This is a genomic window from Variovorax sp. LjRoot84 (assembly GCF_964254305.1).
GTDB lineage: Bacteria > Pseudomonadota > Gammaproteobacteria > Burkholderiales > Burkholderiaceae_C > Variovorax.
On sequence record NZ_CAXUTE020000001.1, the window covers coordinates 5,699,086 to 5,722,436 of the forward strand.

The following is a 23,351-nucleotide window of genomic DNA, read 5'->3' on the forward strand; positions in this document are numbered from 1 at the left end:
AGGCGCGGCGCGAGGTCAGCTCAACTGGCACCGTGACATTTCTTGTATTTTTTTCCGCTGCCGCAGGGGCAGGGGTCGTTCCGACCAGGAGTCGCTTCCTTGCGGATCGTCTCCACGCGCGGGCCCATGCTGCGCCAGAGCTGGCGCAGGTCGTACACGGCCCAGATCGCGGCACCGAAATCGTCCACGCGCTGCTGGCTCACGCTCGGCGGGCCGTCTTCGCTGTACATCGAAACCTCGGGTTTCGCGCGGTCGTCCTCGGTCAGGGTGACGATGGTGTCGAGCGCCTCGTCGAGCATCTGCGCCGCCTCCTTGTCGCGCGGCGGCGCCCAGTCCTCGGGCCAGTTCTCGACCGCGAACATGAAGCCGAGCGCCCAGACCTGCGCAAAGGACGGGATGGCCTCGCCCTCCATCCCGGTGCGCTCCTCCTCGGGCAGCGCCGCAATCGCGCCGCGCGTGTCCAGCACTTCGGGCTGCCAGGTGCGTTCGTCGTCGAGCGACTGCACGTCGGCGTCGAGCCCGGTTTCGATCTCGCGCCAGCGCCGCTTCCAGCGCCAGACGAATTCCATGTGCTGCGCCGGCACGAAGCCCTCGCCCAGCAGAACCGGCCAGTATTCGGCCGGCTCGATGGGCCGGCGCGTGCACACCAGCGCGGCCATGAAGCCCTCGCAGAACTCCCATTGCGGAATCTCGTCGTCGTGCTCGCGCATGGCGTCGAGCGCCTGGTCGAGGGCGTCGAAATCGTCGGGGCCGAGGGGTGCGTTGTCGGGCGAGGAGGCGGGCGTCGGGGAGTCGATGGTCGTCATGGCGTTGCGGCTGCAGCCCTCTATGATGCAGCAAGGCTTTGGGGGACTCACCATTTCAACACCGACGATTCCGTCGTTTCCGACGCGTTACAGCGCCTTTGCGCTGTGCGCGCTCGGCCTGATCGCCAGCCTGCCAGCCTCATGAACCCTGTCAAACGAGGTACGCGCGTGCAGACGCGCAAGGGCCAGGCTTCGGCGCCGGCGCCGCTGGAGGCGAGCACGCCGCCGCTGGAACCCGGCGATTACGCGGAATTCCTGCGCACCATGCTGCCGCAGCAGCAGAAGGCGGTGGCCAGCCATCGTCTCGGCAGCGAGCGCGTCTGGCTCAAGAAGGCCGGCCCGCCCCACGGCAAGCTGGGCTACCACCTGATGGCGGCGGTCGCCGGCCTGCTGCGGCTGGACGTGCTGACGCCGGTGCCCAATCCGGGCGGCGAGGCGGCCATCGCCACCGAGGCGCGGCGCCTGCGCGCGCTGGGCGCCGCGGGCCTGCGCGTGCCGGCGGTGCTGGCCCAGCAGCCCGACGGCCTGCTGATCTCCGACCTCGGCGAGAGCGGCCGGCCGCCGGTGGTGCTGCAGGAACGGCTCGACCAGGCCGCGGCCGCGGGCCCGGTCGCCCTCCTCTCGGTCTGGCGCGAAGGCCTGGCCGCCATCGCCACCGTCCATGCGCACGGCGCCTACCTGAGCCAGGCCTTCGATCGCAACCTCGTGCAATGCCCGGACGGCGTCATCGGCTACATCGATTTCGAGGACGATCCGCGCGAGACCTTGCCGCTGGCCGAATGCCAGGTGCGCGACTGGCTCAGCTACCTGCATTCCACCGCCATGCTGGTGCGCGCGGCTTCGCCGCAGGCGGCCGGTGCGCGCTGGCACGCGGCGATGGCAGATGAAAGCGACGAGGTGCGCGAGCGGCTGGCCCTGGCGGCACGCCGCATGCGCTGGCTGCGGCACCTGCCGGCCGGCCGGCGCTGGGGCCGGGACACGCAGCGTTCGCGCGCGGTGGCGCGGCTGCTGGCGCGCTGGTACGGCCACGAGCTGCCCGCGCCGCCGACGACGAACTGAGCCGCCGGCAGCCGGCAATCCTTCATCAACGCTCCCGCACGGCGCGGCGCAGCACCTGCGTGACCGGCTCCACCAGGTATTGAAGTGGCGTGCGCTCGTCTCCCTTGACGTAGATCTCGGCCGGCATGCCGGCCAGCAGTTTCAGCTCCCCTGCCGTCGCCAATGAAGCCGGGTCGGCCTCGACCAGCACCGAGTAGTAAGGGGCATTGGTCGCGCGATCGATCAGGCGGTCGGCCGAAACGTAGACCACCTTGCCACGCACCAGCTGCGTGGTGCGATACGTGAATGCGGTGAAACGGATGTCGGCTGCCTGGCCACGATGGATCCGGCCAATGTCCTCGGTGCGAACGCGCGCATCGGTCACCAGCCGGGTGTCGTCCGGCACAACGTCGGCAATCGTCTCGCGCGGCGGGATCACCGAACCGGGCGTCGAATACTTCAGGTCGATGATTTCGCCGCTGGCCGGGGCCGTGATCACCTGGCGCGCCGACGCATCGAGCGACTTGCGCCGCTCCTGCTCGATCTCGGACAGCCGCGCCGCCGTGACCTTCAGCTGGTCGCTCGCATGCTGGCGGTAGTCGCTCTCGAGCGAGCGGATGCGCAGATCGGCATCGACCGTGCGCTGCTCGGCGCGCGCCAGCTCCGCGCGCCGTTCCTCGATCTTCACGCCGTAGTCGGCCACGGTGCCTTCCAGCTGGGCGATGCGGGTGGCCGAGATGAAGCCGTCCTTGAGCAGCTTCCGGTTGGTCTCGAGATCGTTCTTCTGGAATTTCATCGACTCGCTCGCCTGCGCGATCTGCGCGCGCAGCGCGACGATTTCTTCAGCGACCTTTTCGCGCTGCGAACGCAGCAAGCGCACCTGTCCCACGAGCGCATCGCGCCGCGCATCGAACAGCGAGCGTTCTTTCGTCAGCTGCTCGGCCAGGCGCGGATCGTTTGCCGCGGTCTCGATCACGTCCGGCGGGAAGGTGATCGCGCGCGCCATGGTCTGCTCGGCGTCGAGTCGCGCCAGGCTCGCGCGCTCGGTCTTGACGCGATGGTCCAGCCGGTTCCTGTCGGCATCCACCGACACGTCGCCCAGCACCAGCAACGGCTCTCCCTGCCGCACGCGCTGGCCATCGCGCACCAGTACTTCGCGCACGATGCCCCCTTCGGCATGCTGCACGGGGCGCCGGTTCAGGTCCACCTTCACGTACGCCTGCGCCACCACGGCGGACGACAGCGGCGCGAAGCTCATCCAGGCGGCTGCCGGCAGCAGTCCGCAGACAAGCACGGCCATGCCCCAGTGCGTCAGGCGACGCGCGTCGCGCACATGAAGCGCCAGAGGATCATTGGCCGCGATGGCATGCGCCGCGTTGTTCATGACACCTTCTCCGCAGGGCGCGGCGGCATCGCCACCACCTGGCCGCCGCCCGTGCTCTGGCCTGTTCGCTTGATCGTCTGCATGACCTCCGCCACGGGTCCATACTGCTGCACACGACCGGCTTCCAGCACCAGCAGCTTGTCCATGTGCTGCACCAGCGTGCTGCGGTGCGTGACGACGATCACCGTGACCTGCCCGCGCAGCGCCTTCAGCGCCTCCCCGAGCGCGAGTTCGCCGGCCCCGTCCAGGTTGGAATTGGGTTCGTCCAGCACCAGCAGCTTCGGGTTTCCATACAGCGCGCGTGCCAGCGCAATGCGCTGGCGCTGCCCCGGCGACAGCATCACGCCCATGGCGTCGATCACGGTGTCGTAGCCCTCGGGCAGTGTCAGGATCAGCTCATGCACGCCGGCGCGCTCGGCTGCGTGCACGACCTTGTCCGGGTCGACTTCGCCCAGCCGCGCGATGTTGTCGGCAACGGTGCCGGCGAACAGCTCGACGTCCTGCGGCACGTAGCCGAGCCAGGGGCCGAGTTCCTCGCGCGGCCATTGCGCGAGGTCGACGTGGTCCAACCGCACGACGCCGGCGTTGGGCTTCCACAGGCCCGTCAACAGGCGCACCAGGGTCGACTTGCCGGCGCCGCTTGCGCCCGTGATGGCCAGCGACTCGCCGGGCTCCAGGCTCAGCGACACGCCGGCAAGGATCATCCGCTCGCTCTGTGGCGGTCGGAACACCAGGCCCTGCGCATCCAGGCGGCCGATCGGGGCCGGCAGCGTCATGCGTTCCGGCTGGCGCTCGGCGGCGCCCAGCAGCTCCGACAGGCGCGCGAAGGCGAGACGTCCCTCGGCCAGCACCCGCCAGCTCCCCACCACCTGTTCGACCGGCGCCAGCGCCCGGCCCAGCAGGATGGTGCAGGCCACGAGGATGCCGGGCGTGCCTTCGCCCGTGATGACGAGGTAGGCGCCGAGCGCCTGCAGCAGCACCTGGACCGCCTGGCGCGTGGTCCGCGTGAGCGCCGCCATCGCCACCGACTTGCGCGCGGTCGGGCCCTGCAACGCGGTGACGCCAGCGTTGAGTTGACGCCAGCGCCCGATCAGCGCGTCGCCCATCCCGAGCGACTGCGCCAGCTCGGCGTTCTGCATCGAGGCTTCGAGGTAGCGCGTGGCCCTCGCAGCTTCCTTTTGCAGCGCTTCGATGTCGCGGCGCGTCGCACGGTCGTTCACCACGGCAAGGACGAGCATCAGCAGCGACGCACCGGCGGCCGCCATGCCCAGCACCGGATGCGCCAGCCAGATGACGGCGACGTAGACGAATGCCCAGGGCGTGTCGAACAGCGCCAGCAAGCCCTGGGCGGAAAACAGGTTGCGCAGTGCCGCGACGTCGCGCAGCCCTTCCGACGGCGCCCGCTCCGCGCGCCGCGCCGAGCGGGCCAGCATGACCTTGGCCACGGTCGGGGACAACTGCTCGGCGACCAGATGGCCGGCGACGCCCTGCAGGCGGCTGCGCAGGTAGTCCAGCATCAGCATCAGGCCGAGAGCCACGGCCACGCCGAGCAACAGGACCAGCAGCGTTTCCTGGCTTTGGCTCGTCAGCACGCGGTCGAATACCTGCAGCATGAACAGCGCGGGGGCGAGCAGCAGCAGATTGACGAAGAAGGAGAAGCCCGCGACGAAAAAGAGCGGTCGCCTGAGAAGCTGGAAAAGAGGCTTCATGCCACCCGCGCCGGCTGGCGAACGGCAGGAAGTCACGCGCCGACCTTGATGTCGTTGTTGTCGAACGTATCCAGCGGATTGCTCTGCGTCAGCGTCGCCACCAGCGTGCGGTTGGCGGCGCTGAGGCCGTCCGCGTCGTAGTACAGGTTGCCAGTCGCGCTGTCGTAGATCACGTGCACGCCCGAGCCCACTGCGTCTCCGGCACCGCCGCCGTCCAAGGATGCAAACTCGGTCGCCGACAGCGTGCTGCCGCTCGCAGTCGAGAGGGCCGTGAAGGTTCCGAGCGACAGCTCGATCAGGTCGCCGCTCGCCGCCGACCCCGAGGCGTCGAAGTCGGAGATGGCGTCCACGGCGTTCGGCGCCGAGTCGAAGACGAAGGTGTCGTTGTCGGCGCCGCCGGTGAGCGTGTCGGCACCCGTCCCGCCGACGATCCGATCGTCGCCGCCGAGGCCGTCGATCGCATCGTTGCCGCCGCCGCCGCGCAACTGGTCGGCCGATGCCGAGCCGGTGATCGTGTCGGCGAAGGCCGTGCCGATGACGCCCTCGAAGTTCTTGTAGGTGTCGGAGCCGAGCCCGGCGGCGCTGGCATTGAAGCTCGTCGCGCTGCTGCCTTGTGTCAGCGTGAACGTGAGGCCGGCCGTGCCGTCCGAGAGGTCGAGCAGGTCTCCTGCGCCGCCGGCGCCGTCGAGCGTGTCGCTGCCGGCGCCGCCGCGCAGGATGTCGTTCGAGGCGCTGCCGGTCAGGGTGTCGGCGCTGGCAGTTCCGATGACGCCCTCGATGTTCCGGTAGGTGTCATTTCCGAGGCCGGCCGCTGAGGGTGTATTGAAGGTCGTGTCGCTGCTGGATTGAGTCAGCGTAAAGGTGATGCCGGCCGCACCGGACGCGTCCGAGAAGTCGATCAGATCCTCCGTGCCGGTCCCGCCGTCGATAGTGTCATTGTTGCTACCCCCACGCAGAACATCGTTGCCGGCACCGCCGCTGAGGGTGTCCACGTTGTCGCCACCAATCAGCAGGTCCGAGCCCGCGTTGCCGTTCAACCCATCATTGCCACCGCTACCGACGAGAACCGATTGGAACGCCCCGTCGCTCAAGGTATCAACGCCCGCCTTGCCGTCGATATAGGAGCCTTGGTAGCTCGCGACACCTGTGAGGTTGACATTATTCCCACCCGAGGTCGTGTCCAACACGTTCAGCGTGATGGAGCCGGTCGCAGTTCCACTGGCGCCGTCGCCGAGCGTGTAGCTGAGCGTGACGACGGTCGGACTGGCGACGGTGCCACCGGTCGCCCCCGTCGTGAACGAGAAGGTCCCGTTGGGGTTGATGGTGACCGGGGTGGCCAATGTTCCCGTGACGACGCTGATCGCGATCACGCTGAGCGCGGCGCCGTCGATGTCCGTGTCGTTGGCCAGCAGCATGCTGGTCGGCAGCGTCACGGTGGTGCTGTTCGACACGTAGAGAACATCGCTGGCCGGAATCGGGTTGTCGTTGACGGCCGCCACACTGATGCTGGCCGTGTCGGTGGTGCTCGAGAATGCGGAGCTGCCTCCATTGGTCGCAGTGGTGACCATGGTGCCCACCGTACCGCTGGTTTGATCCCAGGCGCGGAAGGTGATGCCGTCGCTGACGGTGCCGTTGAAGTTGGAACCTCCCTGAAAGTAGACGCGCGTGTTCGTGTCGGCAGCCAGCAGCAGCGCGGAGGTGTCCGAAACTGCACCGACCGCCGTCCAGTCGCTCCCTCCATTGGTGGAATACCACCAAGTCCCATTGGCGCTATTCACACCCGTCAGCGCAATGCCGGTGATGGCGCCGTTGTCTGCATCGGTCACGTTGTCGAGACCGCCGGCCGGCGGGTTGAGATTCACCAGGCTGGACACGAGCGTGCCGACGGCTCCAGCCGGTGCGCCCGCATCCTCGTTGACCGATGCCAGGACCGGTGTCGCGGCAGCACTCAGGACCGGCGCATCGTTGGTGCCGTTGATGGTGACTGTGACCAGCCGGCTGGCCGTGCCGTCGGATGACGTCGCCGTGAAACTGTCGCTGATCGACTGGCCGGCGCCTAGCCCATCTTTCTCAACTGACAGGTGTGAAGCCGGCTAAGTGCTTGATTTGATTCAGCACGACCTCGAAGGTCTCCACTACATCGGGATGGGTTGGGCAGTGATGCGGGCGTGTTTGGCGGTGATCTTCGGCGGGGGTTGATCGGGCAGGCTCAGCCGCAGCAGGTCCAGCAGCATGCGGTGATCGGCCTCGGGCTGGGTGTATCGCGACAGCACGAGCTCTCTGCCGTCGGTGGTGGGCACGTGCACGTCCACCATCTGCATGGTCTTGAACTTGGCGATGACCTCCGCAGGCGTGATGCCGTGCGCCAGGCGCTTGAGTTGGGCCTTCAAGGTGACCTGCAGGCAGTAGGCGAGGAAGGCCACGAAGATGTGCGCCTCGATGCGCTTCTCGCTGGAGTGGAAGATCGGGCGTACGGCCAGGTCGTGCTTGAGTTCCTTGAACGCCTGCTCGACCTCGGTGAGCTGGATGTAGAACGTCCACAGCTGCGCGGGATCGTGGGCTGCGAGGTTGGTGCGCAGCAGATAGCGCCCTTCACGGCGGCGCACCTGGCGCAGCCGGGCGCGATCGAGCTCGAACTCGAAGGACGCTGTCTTGGCGCTGCTGCTGGCCTCGGGCAGATGAACCTTGATCAGCTGGGCGCTTCGCCCGGCGTCGTGCTTGGCTGCGCCCAGCTTCATGAGCAGTTGATCGCGCGTGAGCGTCTGGCCCTGCAAGGCCTGCAGGCGCTGCACGTAGCGGCCGAGCCGGCGGCGGCGCATCGCACGCTCCTTGTCGATGCGTGCCGCACTTTGCGCGAGCACGTAGGTGTCTTCGTCAGCGCCCAGGCGCTTGACAGCGACGCCTTCGCGCACGCGCTGCCACGGCTGTGCGAGGAAGCCTTGCTCAAGCTTGGTCAGCCGCCCCTTGGGTGTGCCCACGAGATAGGACGCTCCCATGCGGCGCATCTTCGCCAGGCTGTCTTCGGTGGGCACGCCGCGGTCCATCACCCAGATCCGGTTGGCGCGTCCGTAGCGCTGCTCGATGCGATCGAGGAAGTCGCCAAGCGTCGTGGCGTCGGCCGTGTTGCCCGAGAGCACCTCGTAGCTCAGCGGGAAGCCCTCGGGCGTGACGATCAGCGCGATCACTACCTGGCGGCAGTCGCCTCGCTTGTCGCGGCTGTAGCCGTACTGGCGCTTGTCGTGCTCGCTGCGCTCCACGTCGCTCTCGAAGTAGGTGCTGGTCAGGTCGTACAGCAGCACGTCGAACTTGGCGCCGAACAGCTCGCCCCAGCGCTGGCACAGAAACTTGAACAGTTCGTCCTTGTGGGCCGTGAGCTTGTCCAGGCAGCGGTACAGCGTGTTCTTCTCGGCCAGCGCGAAGTCGGCGTGCAGCAGGTCGGCCATCGCGCTGGCGTCGAACCAGTGGCGGTGCAGGCGCCATTCGCTGCCGGGGTCGATGAGACGGTAGGCCACCAGCGTTTGCAGCACCTGCAGCCACGGGGTGCCTTCACGCGAGGGCGCCAGTCGAGCGCTCCAGAAGGCATCGAGTTCGAGTTGCTGCCACAGCACGCATGACAGCCAGCACGCGCCCCACTGGCGCGGGCGTTCGAGGCGCAGTTCGTCCAGACGGATGCCAATCGCATTCGCGTCGTCCGCGGGCATCGAGCCGGCCGGGAACAGCGCCACCTGGCGTCTCCTTCCCTCGTCGTGCACTTCGATGGTCTTGCGCCAGGCTTCGCGCTGGCTCGCGTTGATCTCGCCCAGGTAGAGCACCTGCCTTTGCACCACGCGCCCATCGGCCAGTCGGCGGTTCTCCACCACGCTCCAGTACTCGTGCGTCTTGCCGTCCTTCAGGCGTCGGTTGCAGCGCAGGAACATGCGCCGCAGTTTAGGAACCACTCGCCTGCACGCCAAGGACCAAGGTCTCCACCACAAGCGTTTTGCCGCGTCACCCCTATACGGATCAACCACTTGCGTCGCTCGACACCCGAAAAATCGTCGGAATCGGGGTTGGGTTGAGAAAGATGGGCTAGCTGCTGGATCGCACTTTGGCCGTTGGTGGCTGTGTAGCTCCAGCTGCCGTTGGCCAGCAAGCTGAAGTTGCCATAGCCGTTGCTGCCGGCGGTGCCGGCCTGGGCCTCGAAGCTGGACTGGCCCTGGTCGATATCGGCAATGGTCAGCGCACCGCTGGTGCTCAGGTTGGGCGTCGAACCATCCTCGGTCACCGCGCCACTTGCAACCCCACCGATGACCGGCACGTCGTTGGTGCCGGTGATGGTCACTGTCACCACCTGGCTGGCCGTACCGTCGGCAGACACCGCCGTGAAGCCGTCGCTGATCGACTGGCCGGCACCCAGCTGCTGGATCACTGCTTGGCTGTTATCAGCCGTGTAGCTCCAACTGCCATCAGCCAGCAAGCTGAAGCTGCCATAGCCGTTGCTGCCGGCGGTGCCGGCCTGGGCGATGAAGTCGGACTGGCCCGCATCGACATCGGCAATGGTCAGCACACCACTCGTCGCAAGGTTGCTGCCGACCACGCCCACATCTTCGTGCACCGCGCCGCTGGCCACCCCACCGATGACCGGCACGTCGTTGGTGCCGGTGATGGTCACCGTCACCACTTGGCTCGCCGTGCCGTCGAAGGAGACTGCGGTGAAGCTGTCACTGATCGACTGCCCCACACCCAGCTGCTGGATCGCGCTTTGGCTATTGTTGGCCGTGTAGCTCCAGCTGCCATCAGCCAGCAGGCTGAAGCTGCCATAGCCGTTGCTGCCGGCGGTGCCGGCCTGGGTCGCGAAGCTCGACTGGCCCTGGTCGACATCGGCAATGGTCAGCACGCCGCTCGTGCTCAGGTTCGGCGTCGAGTCGTCCTCGCTCACCGCGCCGCTGGCCACGCCACCGATTACCGGCACGTCGTTGGTGCCGCTGATGGTCACGGTCACCACCTGGCTGGCCGTACCGTCGGAAGACACCGCCGTGAAGCTGTCGCTGATCGATTGGCTGGCGCCCAGCTGCTGGATCGCCGCTTGGCCGTTGTCGGCGGAGTAGCTCCAGCTCCCGTCCGCCGCCAGCGTGAAGCTGCCGTAGCCATTGCTGCCAACCACGCTCGCTTGGGCCGCAAAGCTGGACTGTCCTTGATCGACATCGGCAATCGTCAGCGCACCGCTGGTACTCAGGTTCGGCGTCGAGTCGTCCTCGCTCACCGCGCCGCTGGCGACGCCGCCGATCACCGGCACGTCGTTGGTGCCGCTGATAGTTACCGTCACGGGCTGGCTGGCCGTGCCGTCGAAGGAGACTGCGGTGAAGCTGTCGCTGATCGACTGGCCAGCACCCAGCTGCTGGATCGCGGCCTGGCTGTTGTTGGCCGTATAGCTCCAGCTCCCGTCGGCCAGCAGGCTGAAGCTGCCATAGCCGTTGCTGCCGACGGTGCCGGCCTGGGTCGCGAAGCTCGACTGGCCTTGATCGACATCGGCAATGCTCAGCGTACCGCTGGTGCTCAGGTTTGGCGTCGAGTCATCCTCGCTTACGGCGCCGCTGGCCACGCCACCGATCACCGGCACGTCGTTGGTGCCGGTGATGGTCACGGTCACGAGCTGGCTGGCTGTGCCGTCGAACGACACGGCAGTGAAGCTGTCGCTGATCGACTGGCCCGCGCCCAGCTGTTGGATCGCGCTTTGGCTATTGTTGGCTGTGTAGCTCCAGCTCCCGTCGGCCAGCAAGCTGAAGCTGCCATAGCCGTTGCTGCCGGCGGTGCCGGCCTGGGCGATGAAGTCGGACTGGCCCGCATCGACATCGGCAATGGTCAGCACACCACTCGTCGCAAGGTTGCTGCCGACCACGCCCACATCTTCGTGCACCGCGCCGCTGGCCACCCCACCGATGACCGGCACGTCGTTGGTGCCGGTGATGGTCACCGTCACCACTTGGCTCGCCGTGCCGTCGAAGGAGACTGCGGTGAAGCTGTCACTGATCGACTGCCCCACACCCAGCTGCTGGATCGCGCTTTGGCTATTGTTGGCCGTGTAGCTCCAGCTCCCGTCGGCCAGCAAGCTGAAGCTGCCATAGCCGTTGCTGCCGGCGGTGCCGGCCTGAGCCGCGAAGCTCGACTGGCCCTGGTCGACATCGGCAATGGTCAGCACGCCGCTCGTGCTCAGGTTGGGCGTCGAGTTGTCCTCGCTCACCGCAGTGCTGGCCACGCCGCCGATCACCGGCACGTCGTTGGTGCCGCTGATGGTCACGGTCACCACCTGGCTGGCCGTACCGTCGGACGACATGGCCGTGAAGCTGTCGCTGATCGACTGGCCAGCACCCAGCTGCTGGATTGCTGCTTGGCTGTTGTCGGCGGTATAGCTCCAGCTCCCATCGGCCAGCAAGCTGAAGCTGCCGTAGCCGTTGCTGCCGGCGGTGCCGGCTTGGGGCGCGAAGCTGGACTGACCTTGGTCGACGTCGGCAATCGTCAGCGCACCGCTGGTGCTCAGGTTCGGCGTCGAGTCATCCTCGCTTACGGCGCCGCTGGCGACGCCACCGATTACCGGCACATCGTTGGTGCCGGTGATGGTCACGGTCACGAGCTGGCTGGCTGTACCGTCTGAGGAGACTGCGGTGAAGCTGTCGCTGATCGACTGCCCCGCACCCAGTTGCTGAATTGCGCCTTGGCCGTTGCTGGCCGTGTAGCCCCAGCTGCCATCAGCTGCCAGCGTGAAGCTGCCGTAGCCGTTGCTGCCAACGGTGCTTGCCTGAGGCGTGAAGTTGGACTGACCTTGGTCGACATCGGCAACCGTCAACACGCCGCTGGTGCCCAGGTTCGGCGTCGAGTCGTCCTCGCTCACCGCGCCGCTGGCCACGCCACCGATGACCGGCACGTCGTTGGTGCCGGTGATGGTCACGGTCACGAGCTGGCTGGCCGTGCCGTCGAACGACACGGCAGTGAAGCTGTCGCTGATCGACTGGCCCGCGCCCAGCTGTTGGATCGCGCTTTGGCCGTTATTGGCTGTGTAGCTCCAGTTACCGTCCGCCGCCAGCGTGAAGCTGCCGTAGCCATTGCTGCCGACCACGCTCGCTTGGGCCGCAAAGCTGGACTGTCCTTGATCGACATCGGCAATCGTCAACACACTGCTGGTGCTCAGGTTCGGCGTCGAGTCGTCCTCGCTTACGGCGCCGCTGACTACCCCGCCAATCACCGGCACGTCGTTGGTGCCGGTGATGGTGATGGTCACCGTCGCCAGACCGCTGCTTCCGTCGGCGTCCTTCACCTCGTACGTGAAGGTGTCGGTCGCGCTCTCGCCCGCGGCCAGGTACTGGAAATCAGCCGGGTTGGCCTGGTACTGGAAATACCACGTCGATGGACTGTCCATGGCCGGCTGAACAAGGGTCGCCGTTCCGTGAGTCGGAGCCGAGGCGAGCGCCAAGGGTCTTGACCAGGTCGGGAACCAGATCGTTCTGCAGAACATGGATCTGCACCCCCGGGCCATCTTCGGTCGTCGTCTTGACCTCGCTCAGCGCCGTCACCGCTTCGTTGGCCGGATTCTGTTCGATGCCGTCCACGAGGATTCTCAAGACTTCCGTCATCTGGACCGTCAGCGTTGACGACCCGAAGCTAAAGACGAAATCGCTGGCCGAGCCATTGGAAACCTCACCCGTCCTGGCGTTGGTGACAGCGGAAAGATGCGCCAGGTAGGCGGCAATTTGTGTCTGGGTGGAAGACTCCAGCCACTGCGCCGTGGTGAGTTGGAGTTCAAGCGTATCGACACCCGACCCGCCCGTGTACACGTCCTTCGTGCCCGCCGCGAGGTTTTCGCTCACGTTGTAGATCAGCGTGTCGCTCCCCGAGCCCCCGTTGAGCTGGTCGCTGCCGCTGCCGCCGTCGAGGGTGTCGGTTCCCGCTCCGCCATTCAGCGAATCATTCCCGCTACCGCCATCGACGCTGTCATCGCCGTTGCCGCTGTTGATGGTGTCGTCGCCGACGGTGCCTGTGAGGTTGTCGTCTCCGTTGGACCCGGTCATGGTCGCCATGTTTTTCCTTGAAGAGCACCGGGAATGCCGGCGATATGAAGACCATCATCAAGGTCATCGCTCTCAAGCGCATGGGACGGATGCCCTCTTTTCCTCGTCGACAAGTACCGGAACGGTTTAGATGAAAGTAGTATTTTTGCCCTGGCAACGCCGTCATGTCGGAGCCGCTTCGTCGCCGGCCGCCGCGCTGCGCGCGTCGAGCGGGTAGTGGGCCTGCCCTAGATCCCGGAGACTGCAACACCCAGCGTCGCCAGCCGCCTGCGCATCGCGAGCACCGCGCGGTCCTTGCTCAGGAGCCGCGCGCGGTGCGCCACCGCGAGGTCGATGAAGATCTGGTCGTCGGGGTCGCTGCAGGTGCAGGGCGCGCGCGCCGGCGCCTCGCTCACCGGCCCCACCCGGCGGTCGAAGGCCGCCAGCACGCTCTCGGCATCGCGGCCGCTCTGCGCCAGGCGCGCGGCGATCAGGCGATAGCCGAGCACGCGCGCGAACTCGTCGCGCATCGCCGCGGTGGCGAGCCAGCGCAGCTCGCCGGCATCGAGGGCCGCGGCGAGCGGCAGGCAGGCGGGGTCGTCGAAGACCAGCAGGTCGAGGGCGATGTTGGTGTCGATCACGATACTCATGTGCTCGCTGCTGTTTCTTCTTCCATTCTGTCGTCAGTCACTAGAGTTCGACCGTATAGCCGTCGTCCAGTATGCGGGCCAGGTCGGTGTCCTTGATCCAGCCGAAGCCGCCCGATCCCCATCCCGTTCCCCAGTCGTTGGCGAACTTGAACTCCGCGGTCTTCGCGTCATAGCCGACGATGGTGATCGTCTTTCTCCCAAGGTCGCGCAGCGGCAGCTTGATGGTTACCCGACCTTCCTTGGACACGTGATCGAAGTCCTCCGTCACCTGCACGGTCAGCGCGACGACCTTCTTCTCGCGCAGCGCGTTCAGGATGGCCGTGATGGACTTTGCCTGCGCATAGCTCTTGAGCTTGAAGGCAGGCTTCTTGCCGACGGGCACGGTTTTCTGATCGTAAGGCCAGTCCTTCTCGAGGTAGACCCCCTCCTCCTTGGCGGCCTTCACGGCACCGAGCAAGGACGAGCCTTCATAGTTCTCGCCGGGCCACTCGTCGTATTTCTTCGACAGCACATAGATGCCGCGCGGCGAGACCACCACCTCCTTGCCGGCCTCGCTGGCCGCCGCCTGGATGGCATAGGCCACCGAGAAGCCGACGGTCGTGCCTTCGGGGCCCGTGTCGCCGATCTTGCCGATGACGGACGAAAGATCGATCTCGTCCTGCCGCGGATCGGCGGTTTGCGGCCGGTATTGCGGCGGCAGTACCGGCTTGCCGAGTTCCATCTTGAACGGCCCCAGTTCGGCCTTGCCTCGGTGGACTGCGCGAAGCGGGTGATGAGCCCGCCCAGCGTGTCATGGAAAAGATAGGCAACGACCAGCACGACCAGCGGCCAGGAAACGAGCACTGGCAGCAGAAGCCTGGCCCATTCCAGTGCCGCACTCGAATATGCAGGCGCGTCCTTGGCTTCCGGGGGTGTCGGCTTGGAAGTGGCCATGCGTCGAGCGCTCAGAAGCCCCGCAGATCGTCCACCGGCAGCGCGAGCTCGGCGCCCGTGATGCGCTTGAGGGTGCGCGTGACGACGTCGATGTCGTTGTCGAAGCCGCCATGTGCCGCCGCTTGCAGCACGGGCCGGCCCGCTGCATCCTTCGCGACCTGGACGCGCTCGTCCTTGACCCGCCTGGTGCGGCTGTCGAGCCTGGCGGCCTGGCGCCAGAGCGCGAGCGCTTCGCCCGTGTCGGAGGAGCCGTCCCAGCCGGAGTAGGCCTCGTCGTGGATGCGGTCCAAGCCCAGGATCGGCGTGTTCGCCTTCTTCAGCGAAGGGAAGAGCTCCGCGTCGCCGCCCAGCGCATTCGCGAGTGCGCGGCGCAGCCGCTCCACATCGTCGCCAACGCTTCCCTTGCTCATCAGGATGTGCATCGCAGCTCCTCGGGCGGCAGTGGCAGCCGCGCGTCGCATGGTGATGCGCGCGGATGCGGGTGTCCATCTCACGAAATGGGTAGACCTTCGGCTTAGCCTTGGGACTGTTGCGCGCGCCGCCTATGATTTGCGCTGGCGCGGCCCTTGCGTGGGTTGCACGCAAACGTTTCTCCTTGAGGGCCTTCCATGAAACCTGTCTCCGAACTGCTCAAGCGTCGCGACTCGGCTGTCTGGCGCATCGAACCGGGCGCCACGATGTTCGACGCGCTGGAGGCGCTGGCCCGTCACGAGGTTGGCGCGCTCATGGTGATGTCGCACGACAAGCTGGTCGGCGTGATCTCCGAACGCGACTACACGCGCAAGGTGGCGCTGCAGGGCCGGAACTCCAAAGAGGTGCTGGTCGCCGAGCTCATGACGCCCGACGTGCTGACCGTGACGCCCGCCACCCGCACGCGCGAGTGCATGACGCTGATGAGCCAGAAGCGTATCCGCCACTTGCCGGTGGTCGATGGCGACAGGGTGGTCGGCATGATCTCGATCCGCGACCTGATGGACGACATCATCGCCGACCATGAACAGACCATCGAGCAGCTGCGCACCTACATCCAGAGCTGAGCGCCCCGTTACGCATTCGCGGGATTGAAGGACGCCCCCGTGCGCGGGACGATTCTTCTGCGCGGAAGGTCCGCGAAGAAGGGGCCCTTCATGAAGATTCTGCCGATCCAGGTGCTGGCGTTCGCGCTGGCATTCAACGCGCATGTCGTCCACGCCGATGCGCCGAGCTTCATTGCAGCCGCATCGATCCAGCAGCTCAAGGACGTCTACCTCCGGTGCGCCGAGACATCGTCGAACGAAGTGCTGGACCGCGGCACCGCGGCGCATTGCTCGCTGGTGGCCGACGCGCTGCGCGACCGCGGCTTCGAAGGCAGTTTCGAGCGGATGCTGCTCTGGTGGCATGTGGCGCGCCAGGCAGGCGCCGAGCGGGCGCGGGAGGACGCTAGCCCTGCAGCGACGCCGGCGCTCTTGCGCTAGGGCCTGTTAACGCTATTTGCGGGGTCGCCGGGATCGTCGAACTCGTCCTGGGGCCCGATGGCCAGATCGTCCGAGAGCCGCTTGAGCATGAGGTAGCCCGCGTCGAGCGCTTCGATATAGGTTTCGAACCCGCTCGCGGATTCCATGAGGGACTCGAACTCCATCGAGTTGTCGAAGGACTCGAGGAGCATCCAATAGAAATCGCCATCGTCGTGCTGGTCGACGGTAAGGGCGATGGAAAGAAGTTGACGCGCCATCCGCGGATTCTCAAAAAGCCGTGTGACGCTGCCATAACGCTGCCCGGCGCAGGGTCGCCGGGCGCGCGGATGTCACACAACCGTCATGTCGAACCGGAGCATGGGTCCGGCGCCGGCCAAGAAAACCGGCTTGGCCCAGGCCTGATGCGGCAAGCCCTCTTGGCACGAGGCCGCATTCGCAGTTCAATCGGCGGCGACTCCTAGTCCGAAACGGGTCTTCTGACAAGAGCACCTTTGGAGGAGGTGCGAGAACGTCTGCCTTGCCACACTGCCGGGATGGAAGGAAGTTGCCGTGACAAAGAAAATCCAGCTCAATGACGAACAGTGGAGAACGCTTCAGGCGCTCCGCGAGGCCGCTGCCCAGCGATCCCCCACCGATTCGATCAAGGTTTCCAGCCGCCTGCGGTCCAACGGCTTCGTCGCCTCGGACCAGCGGGGCACCATTTTCCTGACCGACCAGGGTCTCAGCCGGTTGAGCCAGGGACGCTAGGGCCTGTCCCCATGGGCCCCGCCGCGATCGACGACTTCGAGACCGCCGAGATCCAGACCGGCGAAACCCATATCTTTGCGCGCTGGTCCGGCTCCGGCCCGCCGATCCTGCTGTTGCACGGTTTTCCGCAGACACACCTGATGTGGCGCAGCGTGGCGCCGTTGCTGGCCCGCAACTTCACCGTCGTCTGCGCCGATCTTCGCGGCTATGGGCGAAGCGGCTGCCCGGCCTCCGCGCCCGACCACGCGCCGTACTCGAAGCGCGCCATGGCGCGCGACATGGCGATCGTCATGGAGCGGCTGGGGTACCCGCACTTCTCGGTCGCCGGACATGACCGCGGCGGTCGTGTCGCCTACCGCATGGCACTCGACCATCCGACCCGCATCGACCGGCTTGCCGTCCTCGACATCCTGCCGACGGAAACGGTGTGGGCCCGCGCCGATGCTCGCTTCGCGCTCGGCTACTGGCCCTGGTCGCTGTTGGCCCAGCCCGAGCCGCTGCCGGAGCGTCTGCTGGCCGCGGCACCCGAGGCCATCCTCGACGCCGCGCTCGGCGGGTGGGGCTCTCCCGCGGAGGTGTTCCCGCCGGCGGTGCGCTCGGCCTATCTGGAGACGCTGCAGGATCCCGAGCGCGTCCATGCCATCTGCGAGGAATACCGCGCGGCCGCGAGCCTCGATCGCACGCACGACCAGGGCGACGTCGCCGGCAGGCGGCGCATGGACTGCCCCGTGCTCGCGCTCTGGGGCACGCAGGGAGCGCTCGACACCTGGTATCCCGAAGCGGGCGGGCCGCTCGCGCTCTGGCGCGCATGGGCCGAGGACGTGCAGGGCCACGCCATCGATGCCGGCCATTTCTTCCCGGAGGAAGCGCCAGGGCCCACAGCCGAAGCCCTGACCCGCTTCTTCTCGGTGCCGGTTTCGAACCATCCGGCCGGGCCGCTGCTGCACCCCGACCCTCCCTGATCGAAGGGCGCCCTCAGACCCGGTTGCGCGCCGAACCCGCCACCATGTCGAAGCGGAACAGCCGGCACTCGATCGGCCCGTTCCACATCGGCACGCGGCGCGATTCCTTCAGGCGCATGCGCTTGGGCAGCTGGAGGTCGGGCGTCAGCACCCAGGCGGTCCAGCCGGCGTAGTTCTTCTTCCAGTGGCTGGCGAGCTGCACGAAGAACTCGCCGCCGTCTTCGGTCTGCGCCTCTTCGCGGCCGCCGCCCTTGCCGCCGCCTGCCGCCGCGACGCCGCCGACCTCGATGCGCTCGCCGTAGGGCGGATTCAGCACGATCACGCCCGACTCGGCCGGCGGCATGCGCTGCAGCGCGTCGCCGCCCCTGAACTGCACCGCTTCGGCCACGCCGGCGCGCTCGGCATTGCGCTCGGCGAAGTCGACCATGCGGTGCGACACGTCCGAGCCGAAGATCGCGACCCCAGGTGCCGCGGCACGCTGCGCCTCGGCCTTGAGCCCCGACCACACGTGGGCCTGGAAGGGCAGCAGCTTCTCGAAGCCGAAGCGCCTGAGCGACCCGGCGGCGATGCCGCGCGCGATCTGCGCCGCCTCGATCGCGATCGTGCCGCTGCCGCAGCAGGGGTCGTAGAGCGGCTCCCCGGCGACTTCGCCGGTTTCCGGGTTCCACCAGCCGCTGGCGGCCAGCATGGCGGCGGCCAGGGTTTCCTTCAGCGGCGCATCGCCCTTGTCCTGCCGCCAGCCGCGCTTGAAGAGCGGCTCGCCCGAGGTGTCGATGTAGAGCGTGCACTGGTCGGTGGCCAGGTGCGCGAACACGCGCGCGTCGGGCCACTGGGTCTCGATGCTGGGGCGCACGCCGTTCGCCTTGGCGCGGAAGCGGTCGGCGATCGCGTCCTTGATACGCAGCGTGGCGAAGTTGAGGCTGGTGAGCGGGCTGTGCTGGGCCGTGGTCTCGATCTTGAAGGTCTGCTTGGGCGTGAACCAGATCTCCCAGGCCACGCCGCTCGCGATGGCGTAGAGGTCGTTCTCGTTGCGGTACGGCGCGTGGGCCAGTTCGATCAGCACGCGCTGCGCGAGGCGGCTGTGCAGGTTGAGCTTCATGGCTTCGCGCCAGTCGGCACGTACGCGCACGCCGCCGCGCAGGGTCAGCAGGTCCTGGCCGACACGGCCGGTCAGCGCATGCACCTCTTGCGCGAGAAAGTCTTCGACGCCAGCGGCGCAGGGCAGAAAAAGGGAGAGGTCGTTCATGGCGGGATTCGAAGGCCAGTATCCCATGTGGCCCTACCGCGTTTGCGCTATCGCCACGCAAGTCCCCGGTGCGAAAATCGCCGGACCGCGTCGCCAAGGGGCTCACATGACCACCAGCGTGCTGATTGTCGAAGACGAACCGGAGTTCATGCGCCGTTTTTCGGACGCGGTGCTGGCGGACCCCGGCCTGCAGCTCATCGCTGCGGTGGCCACCGGGCGCGCGGCGCTGGCGATGCTGGACGCGCAAGCGCCCGACGTCATGCTGGTCGATCTCGGGCTGCCCGACATCGACGGCGTCGAGGTGATCCGCCACGCGGCCCGCCATCGTCCGCAGTGCGACGTGCTGGTGGTCACGATGTTCGGCGACGACCAGCACGTGCTTTCTTCGATCGAGGCCGGCGCCACCGGCTACCTGCTCAAGGACGCCGGGGCGGACCGGATCGCCGCCAGCATCCACGAAGTGCGCGCCGGCGGTTCGCCCATCAGCCCGAGCATCGCGCGTCGCGTGCTGGCGCGCTTCCGCGTCAGCGCCCAGCCGGCGCCCGCGACGCAGCCGCCCACGTCCGAGGCGCCCTCGCCCCTGACCGAACGCGAGACCGAGATCCTGCGCCTCACGGCCAAGGGCCTGAGCTTCGACACCATCGGGGAGCTTATCGACATCTCGCCGCACACCGTGGTCGCGCACGTGAAGAAGATCTACCGCAAGCTGGCCGTCCACTCGCGCGGCGAAGCGGTCTACGAAGCGAGCCAGATGGGATTGTTGTGATGCACCGGCTCGCGGTCGCCGTGCTGATGGCGGCCTGCATCGCGGGCATCGCCCATGCGGCATTGCAGGAGCCGCGCCAGGCCTCGGTGTTCGCGGCGCCGGTCGTCACTAGAACCCCGCCGCCGGCCGACGCGGCGTGGGAAACGGTGACGCTGCCCGACGACGCCGGGTATTCGCGCCCGGACCGCGCAAAGGCGCCCGCCTGGTACCGCGTCGGCTTCGACTATCCCGACGATCCGGCCCGGCAGGCGCAGTGGGCCGCCTACGTGCCCTACTTCTACGACGGCGGCGACCTTTGGCTCAACGGCACCCTGGTCGCGAGCGTGCCCGAGAACACCGAGCAGGTCTACGCGCGCACCTACCGGCCGCAGATGACGGTGTTTCCGGCACCGCTGCTGCGCCCCGGCCGCAACGAGCTGGCGATCCGCGTCGCGGCCCCCAAGGGCTACCCGCTGCGCTTCCCGCGCGTCGCCGTCGGGCCGCAGGCCGAGCTCCAGCCGCTGCACGACCGGCGCCTGTTCTGGACCCGCACCGTGCCCGAGCTCACGGTGCTCGTCTCCGTGCTGGTCGCCGGCTTCGTGGTGTTCATCTGGTGGCGCCGCCGCAGCGAGGTGCTCTACGGCCTGTTCGGCCTGGCGGCCGCGCTGTGGGCCACCCGCACCATGACCTTCCTGATCGATGCGATGCCCATGGCCCAATGGCAGTGGTGGCGCGTGATCTACAACAGCGCCACGGGCGGCTTCGTGATCGTGATGGCGGTGTTCACGTTGCGCTACGCCGGCGTTCGCCGGCCCGGGCTGGAGCGCGGGCTGGTGGCCTACTGGCTGCTGGGTCCCCTCGCCTTCGCGATCGGCGGCTTCGCGGCGGAGCCGTTCGTGGCGCGCTACTGGCTGGGCGGCATGATGGGGGTCGGCCTGCTGATCATCGCGACCTCGATCGGTTATGCGCGCCGCCGCGGCACCCTGACCTCTGCGGCGCTCTCCGCCGTGATGGCCTTTGCGGTGCTGGTGGGCGTGCACGACTACCTGATCACCTGGGACCCGCGCCTGCTCGGGCGCTTCCTGCCGGCATGGGTCGGGCATCGCATCCACCTGCTGCATTTCGGCTCGAACATGCTGCTGCTGGCGATGGCCGCCCTTCTGACGGCGCGCTTCCTGCGCACGCTGAGCTCGCTGGAGGACCTGAACCGCACGCTGGAAACGCGCGTCGCCGACCGCGAGCGAGCGCTGGCGGCCAACTACGAGCGGCTGGCCGCACTGGAGCGCGAGCATGCCGCATCGGAAGAGCGCCAGCTGATCATGCGCGACCTGCACGACGGCCTGGGCTCGCAGCTCTTCACCTCGCTGTCGCGCGTGGAGCGCGGCGACATGGACGACGGCCAGATCGCCACCGCGCTGCGCAGCTGCATCGCCGACATGCGGCTCGCGCTCGATGCGCTGGCCTCCGACGAGCACAACCTCGGCGCCGCGCTCGGCAACTTCATGTTCCGCTGGGAGGCGCAGCTGATCGCGGCCGGCGTGCGCCCGCGCTGGGACATCGACCTGCCCGACGATGCGATGCCCCTGGCGCCGCACGCCGCGCTGCAGCTGCTGCGCGTGGCGCAGGAGGCGCTGACCAATGTGCTCAAGCATGCGCGGGCCACGCGGGTCGAGGTGCGGCTGCGCCAGCTCGGCGACATGCTCGAAATGGAAGTCGAAGACGACGGCCATGGCCTGGTCGGCGAACCCCGGCGCCAGGGTCACGGCCTCGGCAACATGCGCTCGCGGGCCCAGCGGCTCGGCGGTGCGCTCGAAGTGCGCTCGGGTCCGACCGGCACCTGCGTCGTGCTGCGCCTGCCGATGACGGCGCCGGTCGCCTGAGCGCTGTCGCGCGGCCCCTCCCGCGAACGCGGGATCCCGAACGCGAAGGCGGCATTTTCCGCGCACGGCTTCCTGCCTAGATTGCATGCACACGCCTTCATCGCGTGTCATCCGAAGGAAGGAAGGCCCCGCATGCAGTTCCAATCCCACGCAGCGTCCAGATACCGGCTCTCGGCGCTCGCCGGAAAAAGCCGGAAAGAAAGCCGCACGCCCCGGCTGCTGCTCGGTTCGGTGGCCCTGGCCGCCATCCTGCTCGTCGGCCTGGCCCTGCTCGGCCACTGGCAAGCCGAGGCCAGCGGCGCCGCGGCGCAGCGCCAGGCCCCGCCTGCGGCCGCCTATCGCAGCAGCGATCCCTCGGTTCCCGCCGCGAGCGAGGTGCTGACCGACCGCACGCCCGAACAGGCCGATCACGTTCCGACCTTCTGACCATGAACAACCAGCTCGCCTCCGACAAAGAAGAGCACGACGCGCCCTGGCTCGTGGTGCCCTTCGTGCTGATGCTGGTGCTGGGCCTCGGCCTGCTGCTGATCGCGCGCTGGAGCATCGGATAGGCGGCTTGCGGGGCGATATGCTCTGTGCATGCCCGCCGAGCCGCTCCATCCCGCGCTTGCCCACGACCGTGCCGACGCCCCACGCTACGGCGCGGTCGCCATGGGGCTGCACTGGCTGCTCGCGCTGCTGATCGTGGCTGCCTTCAGCGTCGGCCTCTACATGGCCGGCCTCCCCTTCTCGCCGATGCGGCTCAAGCTCATCAACTGGCACAAGTGGGCCGGCATCACGATCCTGACGCTTTCGGCCTTGCGCCTGCTGTGGCGCCTGTCACACCCGCCGCCGCCGCTGCCAGCCTGCATCGTGGAGGCGATGCCGGGCTGGCAGCTCGTCGCGCACCGCGGCACGCATCTGCTGCTGTATTTGCTGTTCTTCGCCGTCCCCCTGTTCGGCTGGGCCTACAGCTCGGGACTGGGCATTCCAATCGTCTGGTTCGGCCTCGTGCCGCTGCCGGACTTCGTGCCGGTGGACAAGGACTTCGCCGAGGCGGTGCTGAAGCCGATGCACAAAGGCAGCGCCTTCACGCTGGCCGCCGTGGTGCTGCTGCACGCGGCGGCGGCGCTCAAGCATCACTTCGCCGACCGCGACGGCCTGCTCGATCGCATGTGGCCTTTTTCGCACCAGGGACACCCAAGATGACAAGACTTCCCATCGCCTGGCGGGCACTCTGGGCCGCCGCTGCGGCGCTCGCGATCGCGGGGCCGGCGAGCGCCGCAGAACCGATGGCGAAGCTGGTCCCCGGCTACGGCCAGATCGTCTTCGTCACCAAGCAGATGGGCGTGCCGGTCGAAGGCGCGTTCAAGAAGTTCGACGCCCAGATCGCCTTCGACCCGCAGAAGCCCGAGGGCGGCACGGTCTCCATGCAGATCGACATGGGCAGCGCCACCCTCGGCGTGCCGCAAAGCGACGCCGAACTGCCCAAGGCGCCGTGGTTCGACACCGCGCGATTTCCGAAGGCCAGCTTCCAGTCGAGCGCCATCAAGAGCCTCGGCAGCGGGCACTTCGAGGTCGCGGGCAAGCTGACGATCAAGGGCACCACGCAGTACGTCATGGTGCCGGTGACCATCACGCAAGCCTCGGGGCAGTCGGTGGCGACTGGAAGCTTTACGATCCAGCGCCTCGCCTTCAAGATCGGCGAGGGCGAATGGACCGACACCTCGATGGTCGGCGACGACGTGCAGGTGCGTTTCAAGCTCGTGCTCACCGGCCTGCGTCCGATTTGACCTG

24 protein-coding genes and 1 pseudogene are annotated in these 23,351 nt (G+C 67.6%); 12 read left to right on the plus strand and 13 right to left on the minus strand.

What is annotated here, in order from left to right:
• Positions 1-20: 20 nt before the first annotated feature.
• The gene (locus tag ACSQ9I_RS28105) at positions 21-806 is read right to left on the minus strand and encodes a UPF0149 family protein (protein ID WP_436315318.1); all 786 of its coding nucleotides are present in this window, start codon (positions 804-806) and stop codon (positions 21-23) included.
• Here ACSQ9I_RS28105 and ACSQ9I_RS28110 point away from each other — a divergent pair.
• Complete coding sequence (locus ACSQ9I_RS28110) at positions 796-951, plus strand: hypothetical protein (RefSeq protein WP_436309971.1); 156 nt, start codon at positions 796-798, stop codon at positions 949-951. The two genes, ACSQ9I_RS28105 and ACSQ9I_RS28110, sit on opposite strands and share 11 nt — an antisense overlap.
• Entirely contained in the window at positions 948-1,865 is a 918-nt protein-coding gene (locus tag ACSQ9I_RS28115) for a hypothetical protein (protein ID WP_436315319.1), read from the plus strand. The genes ACSQ9I_RS28110 and ACSQ9I_RS28115 overlap by 4 nt, the downstream gene beginning before the upstream one ends.
• A 25-nt stretch (positions 1,866-1,890) precedes the next feature.
• Here the strand turns inward: ACSQ9I_RS28115 and ACSQ9I_RS28120 are convergent, their stop codons facing one another.
• The 10 genes and pseudogenes from ACSQ9I_RS28120 to ACSQ9I_RS28165 all read right to left on the minus strand — a co-directional run bounded on the left by ACSQ9I_RS28120 (position 1,891) and on the right by ACSQ9I_RS28165 (position 14,963).
• The gene (locus ACSQ9I_RS28120; protein ID WP_436315320.1) at positions 1,891-3,228 is read right to left on the minus strand and encodes an HlyD family type I secretion periplasmic adaptor subunit; all 1,338 of its coding nucleotides are present in this window, start codon (positions 3,226-3,228) and stop codon (positions 1,891-1,893) included.
• Positions 3,225-4,937 (minus strand): type I secretion system permease/ATPase, encoded by a 1,713-nt coding sequence (locus ACSQ9I_RS28125; RefSeq protein ID WP_436315321.1) that lies wholly within the window; start codon positions 4,935-4,937, stop codon positions 3,225-3,227. The genes ACSQ9I_RS28120 and ACSQ9I_RS28125 overlap by 4 nt, the downstream gene beginning before the upstream one ends.
• Before the next feature lie 32 nt (positions 4,938-4,969).
• Positions 4,970-6,763 (minus strand): beta strand repeat-containing protein, encoded by a 1,794-nt coding sequence (locus ACSQ9I_RS28130; protein ID WP_436315322.1) that lies wholly within the window; start codon positions 6,761-6,763, stop codon positions 4,970-4,972.
• 93 nt (positions 6,764-6,856) lie between these two features.
• Positions 6,857-7,018: pseudogene (locus tag ACSQ9I_RS28135) on the minus strand (VCBS domain-containing protein); the annotation flags it as partial.
• A 54-nt stretch (positions 7,019-7,072) separates the two neighbouring features.
• Positions 7,073-8,854: an IS1634 family transposase gene (locus ACSQ9I_RS28140; protein WP_436315815.1), complete on the minus strand. Its 1,782-nt coding sequence runs from the start codon at positions 8,852-8,854 to the stop codon at positions 7,073-7,075.
• Positions 8,827-12,330 (minus strand): VCBS domain-containing protein, encoded by a 3,504-nt coding sequence (locus ACSQ9I_RS28145; RefSeq protein WP_436315323.1) that lies wholly within the window; start codon positions 12,328-12,330, stop codon positions 8,827-8,829. Before ACSQ9I_RS28145 ends, ACSQ9I_RS28140 begins: the two co-directional genes overlap by 28 nt.
• Positions 12,281-12,988 carry a calcium-binding protein gene (locus tag ACSQ9I_RS28150; RefSeq protein ID WP_436315324.1) on the minus strand — a complete coding sequence of 236 codons (708 nt, stop codon included), beginning with the start codon at positions 12,986-12,988 and terminating at the stop codon, positions 12,281-12,283. The genes ACSQ9I_RS28145 and ACSQ9I_RS28150 overlap by 50 nt, the downstream gene beginning before the upstream one ends.
• Positions 12,989-13,206: 218 nt before the next feature.
• Complete coding sequence (locus tag ACSQ9I_RS28155) at positions 13,207-13,608, minus strand: PIN domain-containing protein (protein ID WP_436315325.1); 402 nt, start codon at positions 13,606-13,608, stop codon at positions 13,207-13,209.
• A 40-nt stretch (positions 13,609-13,648) separates the two neighbouring features.
• Entirely contained in the window at positions 13,649-14,329 is a 681-nt protein-coding gene (locus tag ACSQ9I_RS28160) for a C1 family peptidase (RefSeq protein ID WP_436315326.1), read from the minus strand.
• A 223-nt stretch (positions 14,330-14,552) separates the two neighbouring features.
• Complete coding sequence (locus tag ACSQ9I_RS28165; RefSeq protein ID WP_436315327.1) at positions 14,553-14,963, minus strand: hypothetical protein; 411 nt, start codon at positions 14,961-14,963, stop codon at positions 14,553-14,555.
• A 186-nt stretch (positions 14,964-15,149) separates the two neighbouring features.
• Here ACSQ9I_RS28165 and ACSQ9I_RS28170 point away from each other — a divergent pair, with 186 nt between their 5' ends.
• Together ACSQ9I_RS28170 and ACSQ9I_RS28175 are read left to right on the plus strand one after the other, a co-directional pair.
• Positions 15,150-15,578: a CBS domain-containing protein gene (locus ACSQ9I_RS28170; RefSeq protein ID WP_093110007.1), complete on the plus strand. Its 429-nt coding sequence runs from the start codon at positions 15,150-15,152 to the stop codon at positions 15,576-15,578.
• A 90-nt stretch (positions 15,579-15,668) separates the two neighbouring features.
• Entirely contained in the window at positions 15,669-15,995 is a 327-nt protein-coding gene (locus ACSQ9I_RS28175; protein ID WP_436315328.1) for a hypothetical protein, read from the plus strand.
• Here the strand turns inward: ACSQ9I_RS28175 and ACSQ9I_RS28180 are convergent.
• Entirely contained in the window at positions 15,992-16,252 is a 261-nt protein-coding gene (locus ACSQ9I_RS28180; protein ID WP_436309977.1) for a hypothetical protein, read from the minus strand. The genes ACSQ9I_RS28175 and ACSQ9I_RS28180 overlap by 4 nt on opposite strands.
• A 292-nt stretch (positions 16,253-16,544) precedes the next feature.
• Between ACSQ9I_RS28180 and ACSQ9I_RS28185 the strand changes: the two genes are divergently transcribed.
• Together ACSQ9I_RS28185 and ACSQ9I_RS28190 are read left to right on the plus strand one after the other, a co-directional pair.
• Positions 16,545-16,742: a hypothetical protein gene (locus ACSQ9I_RS28185; RefSeq protein ID WP_436315329.1), complete on the plus strand. Its 198-nt coding sequence runs from the start codon at positions 16,545-16,547 to the stop codon at positions 16,740-16,742.
• Positions 16,743-16,753: 11 nt separating this feature from the next.
• Positions 16,754-17,704 carry an alpha/beta fold hydrolase gene (locus tag ACSQ9I_RS28190; RefSeq protein WP_436315330.1) on the plus strand — a complete coding sequence of 317 codons (951 nt, stop codon included), beginning with the start codon at positions 16,754-16,756 and terminating at the stop codon, positions 17,702-17,704.
• Positions 17,705-17,717: 13 nt separating this feature from the next.
• Here ACSQ9I_RS28190 and ACSQ9I_RS28195 read toward each other — a convergent pair whose 3' ends face one another.
• Entirely contained in the window at positions 17,718-18,950 is a 1,233-nt protein-coding gene (locus ACSQ9I_RS28195; RefSeq protein WP_093110002.1) for a THUMP domain-containing class I SAM-dependent RNA methyltransferase, read from the minus strand.
• Positions 18,951-19,056: 106 nt separating this feature from the next.
• On the opposite strand from ACSQ9I_RS28195, the gene ACSQ9I_RS28200 reads away from it, so the two are divergent.
• The 6 genes from ACSQ9I_RS28200 to ACSQ9I_RS28225 all read left to right on the plus strand — a co-directional run bounded on the left by ACSQ9I_RS28200 (position 19,057) and on the right by ACSQ9I_RS28225 (position 23,347).
• The gene (locus tag ACSQ9I_RS28200) at positions 19,057-19,716 is read left to right on the plus strand and encodes a response regulator (RefSeq protein ID WP_436305842.1); all 660 of its coding nucleotides are present in this window, start codon (positions 19,057-19,059) and stop codon (positions 19,714-19,716) included.
• Positions 19,716-21,575, plus strand: a complete 1,860-nt coding sequence (locus ACSQ9I_RS28205) for an ATP-binding protein (protein WP_436315331.1) — start codon at positions 19,716-19,718, stop codon at positions 21,573-21,575. Before ACSQ9I_RS28200 ends, ACSQ9I_RS28205 begins: the two co-directional genes overlap by 1 nt.
• 132 nt (positions 21,576-21,707) lie before the next feature.
• Positions 21,708-22,001 carry a hypothetical protein gene (locus ACSQ9I_RS28210; RefSeq protein ID WP_436315332.1) on the plus strand — a complete coding sequence of 98 codons (294 nt, stop codon included), beginning with the start codon at positions 21,708-21,710 and terminating at the stop codon, positions 21,999-22,001.
• A gap of 2 nt (positions 22,002-22,003) precedes the next feature.
• Entirely contained in the window at positions 22,004-22,126 is a 123-nt protein-coding gene (locus tag ACSQ9I_RS28215) for a hypothetical protein (RefSeq protein WP_280142663.1), read from the plus strand.
• 28 nt (positions 22,127-22,154) lie between these two features.
• Entirely contained in the window at positions 22,155-22,763 is a 609-nt protein-coding gene (locus ACSQ9I_RS28220) for a cytochrome b (protein WP_436315333.1), read from the plus strand.
• Positions 22,760-23,347 (plus strand): YceI family protein, encoded by a 588-nt coding sequence (locus tag ACSQ9I_RS28225; RefSeq protein WP_436315334.1) that lies wholly within the window; start codon positions 22,760-22,762, stop codon positions 23,345-23,347. The genes ACSQ9I_RS28220 and ACSQ9I_RS28225 overlap by 4 nt, the downstream gene beginning before the upstream one ends.
• Positions 23,348-23,351 lie beyond the last annotated feature (4 nt).

Coding starts and splice junctions, on each gene's coding strand:
- ACSQ9I_RS28180 (WP_436309977.1), bottom strand. CDS start 16,252: ATGGCGCGTCAACTTCTTTCCATCGCCCTTACCGTCGACCAGCACGAC.
- ACSQ9I_RS28220 (WP_436315333.1), top strand. CDS start 22,155: ATGCCCGCCGAGCCGCTCCATCCCGCGCTTGCCCACGACCGTGCCGAC.
- ACSQ9I_RS28110 (WP_436309971.1), top strand. CDS start 796: ATGGTCGTCATGGCGTTGCGGCTGCAGCCCTCTATGATGCAGCAAGGC.
- ACSQ9I_RS28165 (WP_436315327.1), bottom strand. CDS start 14,963: ATGCACATCCTGATGAGCAAGGGAAGCGTTGGCGACGATGTGGAGCGG.
- ACSQ9I_RS28175 (WP_436315328.1), top strand. CDS start 15,669: ATGAAGATTCTGCCGATCCAGGTGCTGGCGTTCGCGCTGGCATTCAAC.
- ACSQ9I_RS28120 (WP_436315320.1), bottom strand. CDS start 3,228: ATGAACAACGCGGCGCATGCCATCGCGGCCAATGATCCTCTGGCGCTT.
- ACSQ9I_RS28105 (WP_436315318.1), bottom strand. CDS start 806: ATGACGACCATCGACTCCCCGACGCCCGCCTCCTCGCCCGACAACGCA.
- ACSQ9I_RS28125 (WP_436315321.1), bottom strand. CDS start 4,937: ATGAAGCCTCTTTTCCAGCTTCTCAGGCGACCGCTCTTTTTCGTCGCG.
- ACSQ9I_RS28170 (WP_093110007.1), top strand. CDS start 15,150: ATGAAACCTGTCTCCGAACTGCTCAAGCGTCGCGACTCGGCTGTCTGG.
- ACSQ9I_RS28155 (WP_436315325.1), bottom strand. CDS start 13,608: ATGAGTATCGTGATCGACACCAACATCGCCCTCGACCTGCTGGTCTTC.
- ACSQ9I_RS28210 (WP_436315332.1), top strand. CDS start 21,708: ATGCAGTTCCAATCCCACGCAGCGTCCAGATACCGGCTCTCGGCGCTC.
- ACSQ9I_RS28195 (WP_093110002.1), bottom strand. CDS start 18,950: ATGAACGACCTCTCCCTTTTTCTGCCCTGCGCCGCTGGCGTCGAAGAC.
- ACSQ9I_RS28115 (WP_436315319.1), top strand. CDS start 948: ATGAACCCTGTCAAACGAGGTACGCGCGTGCAGACGCGCAAGGGCCAG.
- ACSQ9I_RS28160 (WP_436315326.1), bottom strand. CDS start 14,329: ATGGAACTCGGCAAGCCGGTACTGCCGCCGCAATACCGGCCGCAAACC.
- ACSQ9I_RS28205 (WP_436315331.1), top strand. CDS start 19,716: ATGCACCGGCTCGCGGTCGCCGTGCTGATGGCGGCCTGCATCGCGGGC.
- ACSQ9I_RS28140 (WP_436315815.1), bottom strand. CDS start 8,854: ATGTTCCTGCGCTGCAACCGACGCCTGAAGGACGGCAAGACGCACGAG.
- ACSQ9I_RS28190 (WP_436315330.1), top strand. CDS start 16,754: ATGGGCCCCGCCGCGATCGACGACTTCGAGACCGCCGAGATCCAGACC.
- ACSQ9I_RS28215 (WP_280142663.1), top strand. CDS start 22,004: ATGAACAACCAGCTCGCCTCCGACAAAGAAGAGCACGACGCGCCCTGG.
- ACSQ9I_RS28225 (WP_436315334.1), top strand. CDS start 22,760: ATGACAAGACTTCCCATCGCCTGGCGGGCACTCTGGGCCGCCGCTGCG.
- ACSQ9I_RS28150 (WP_436315324.1), bottom strand. CDS start 12,988: ATGGCGACCATGACCGGGTCCAACGGAGACGACAACCTCACAGGCACC.
- ACSQ9I_RS28200 (WP_436305842.1), top strand. CDS start 19,057: ATGACCACCAGCGTGCTGATTGTCGAAGACGAACCGGAGTTCATGCGC.
- ACSQ9I_RS28145 (WP_436315323.1), bottom strand. CDS start 12,330: ATGGACAGTCCATCGACGTGGTATTTCCAGTACCAGGCCAACCCGGCT.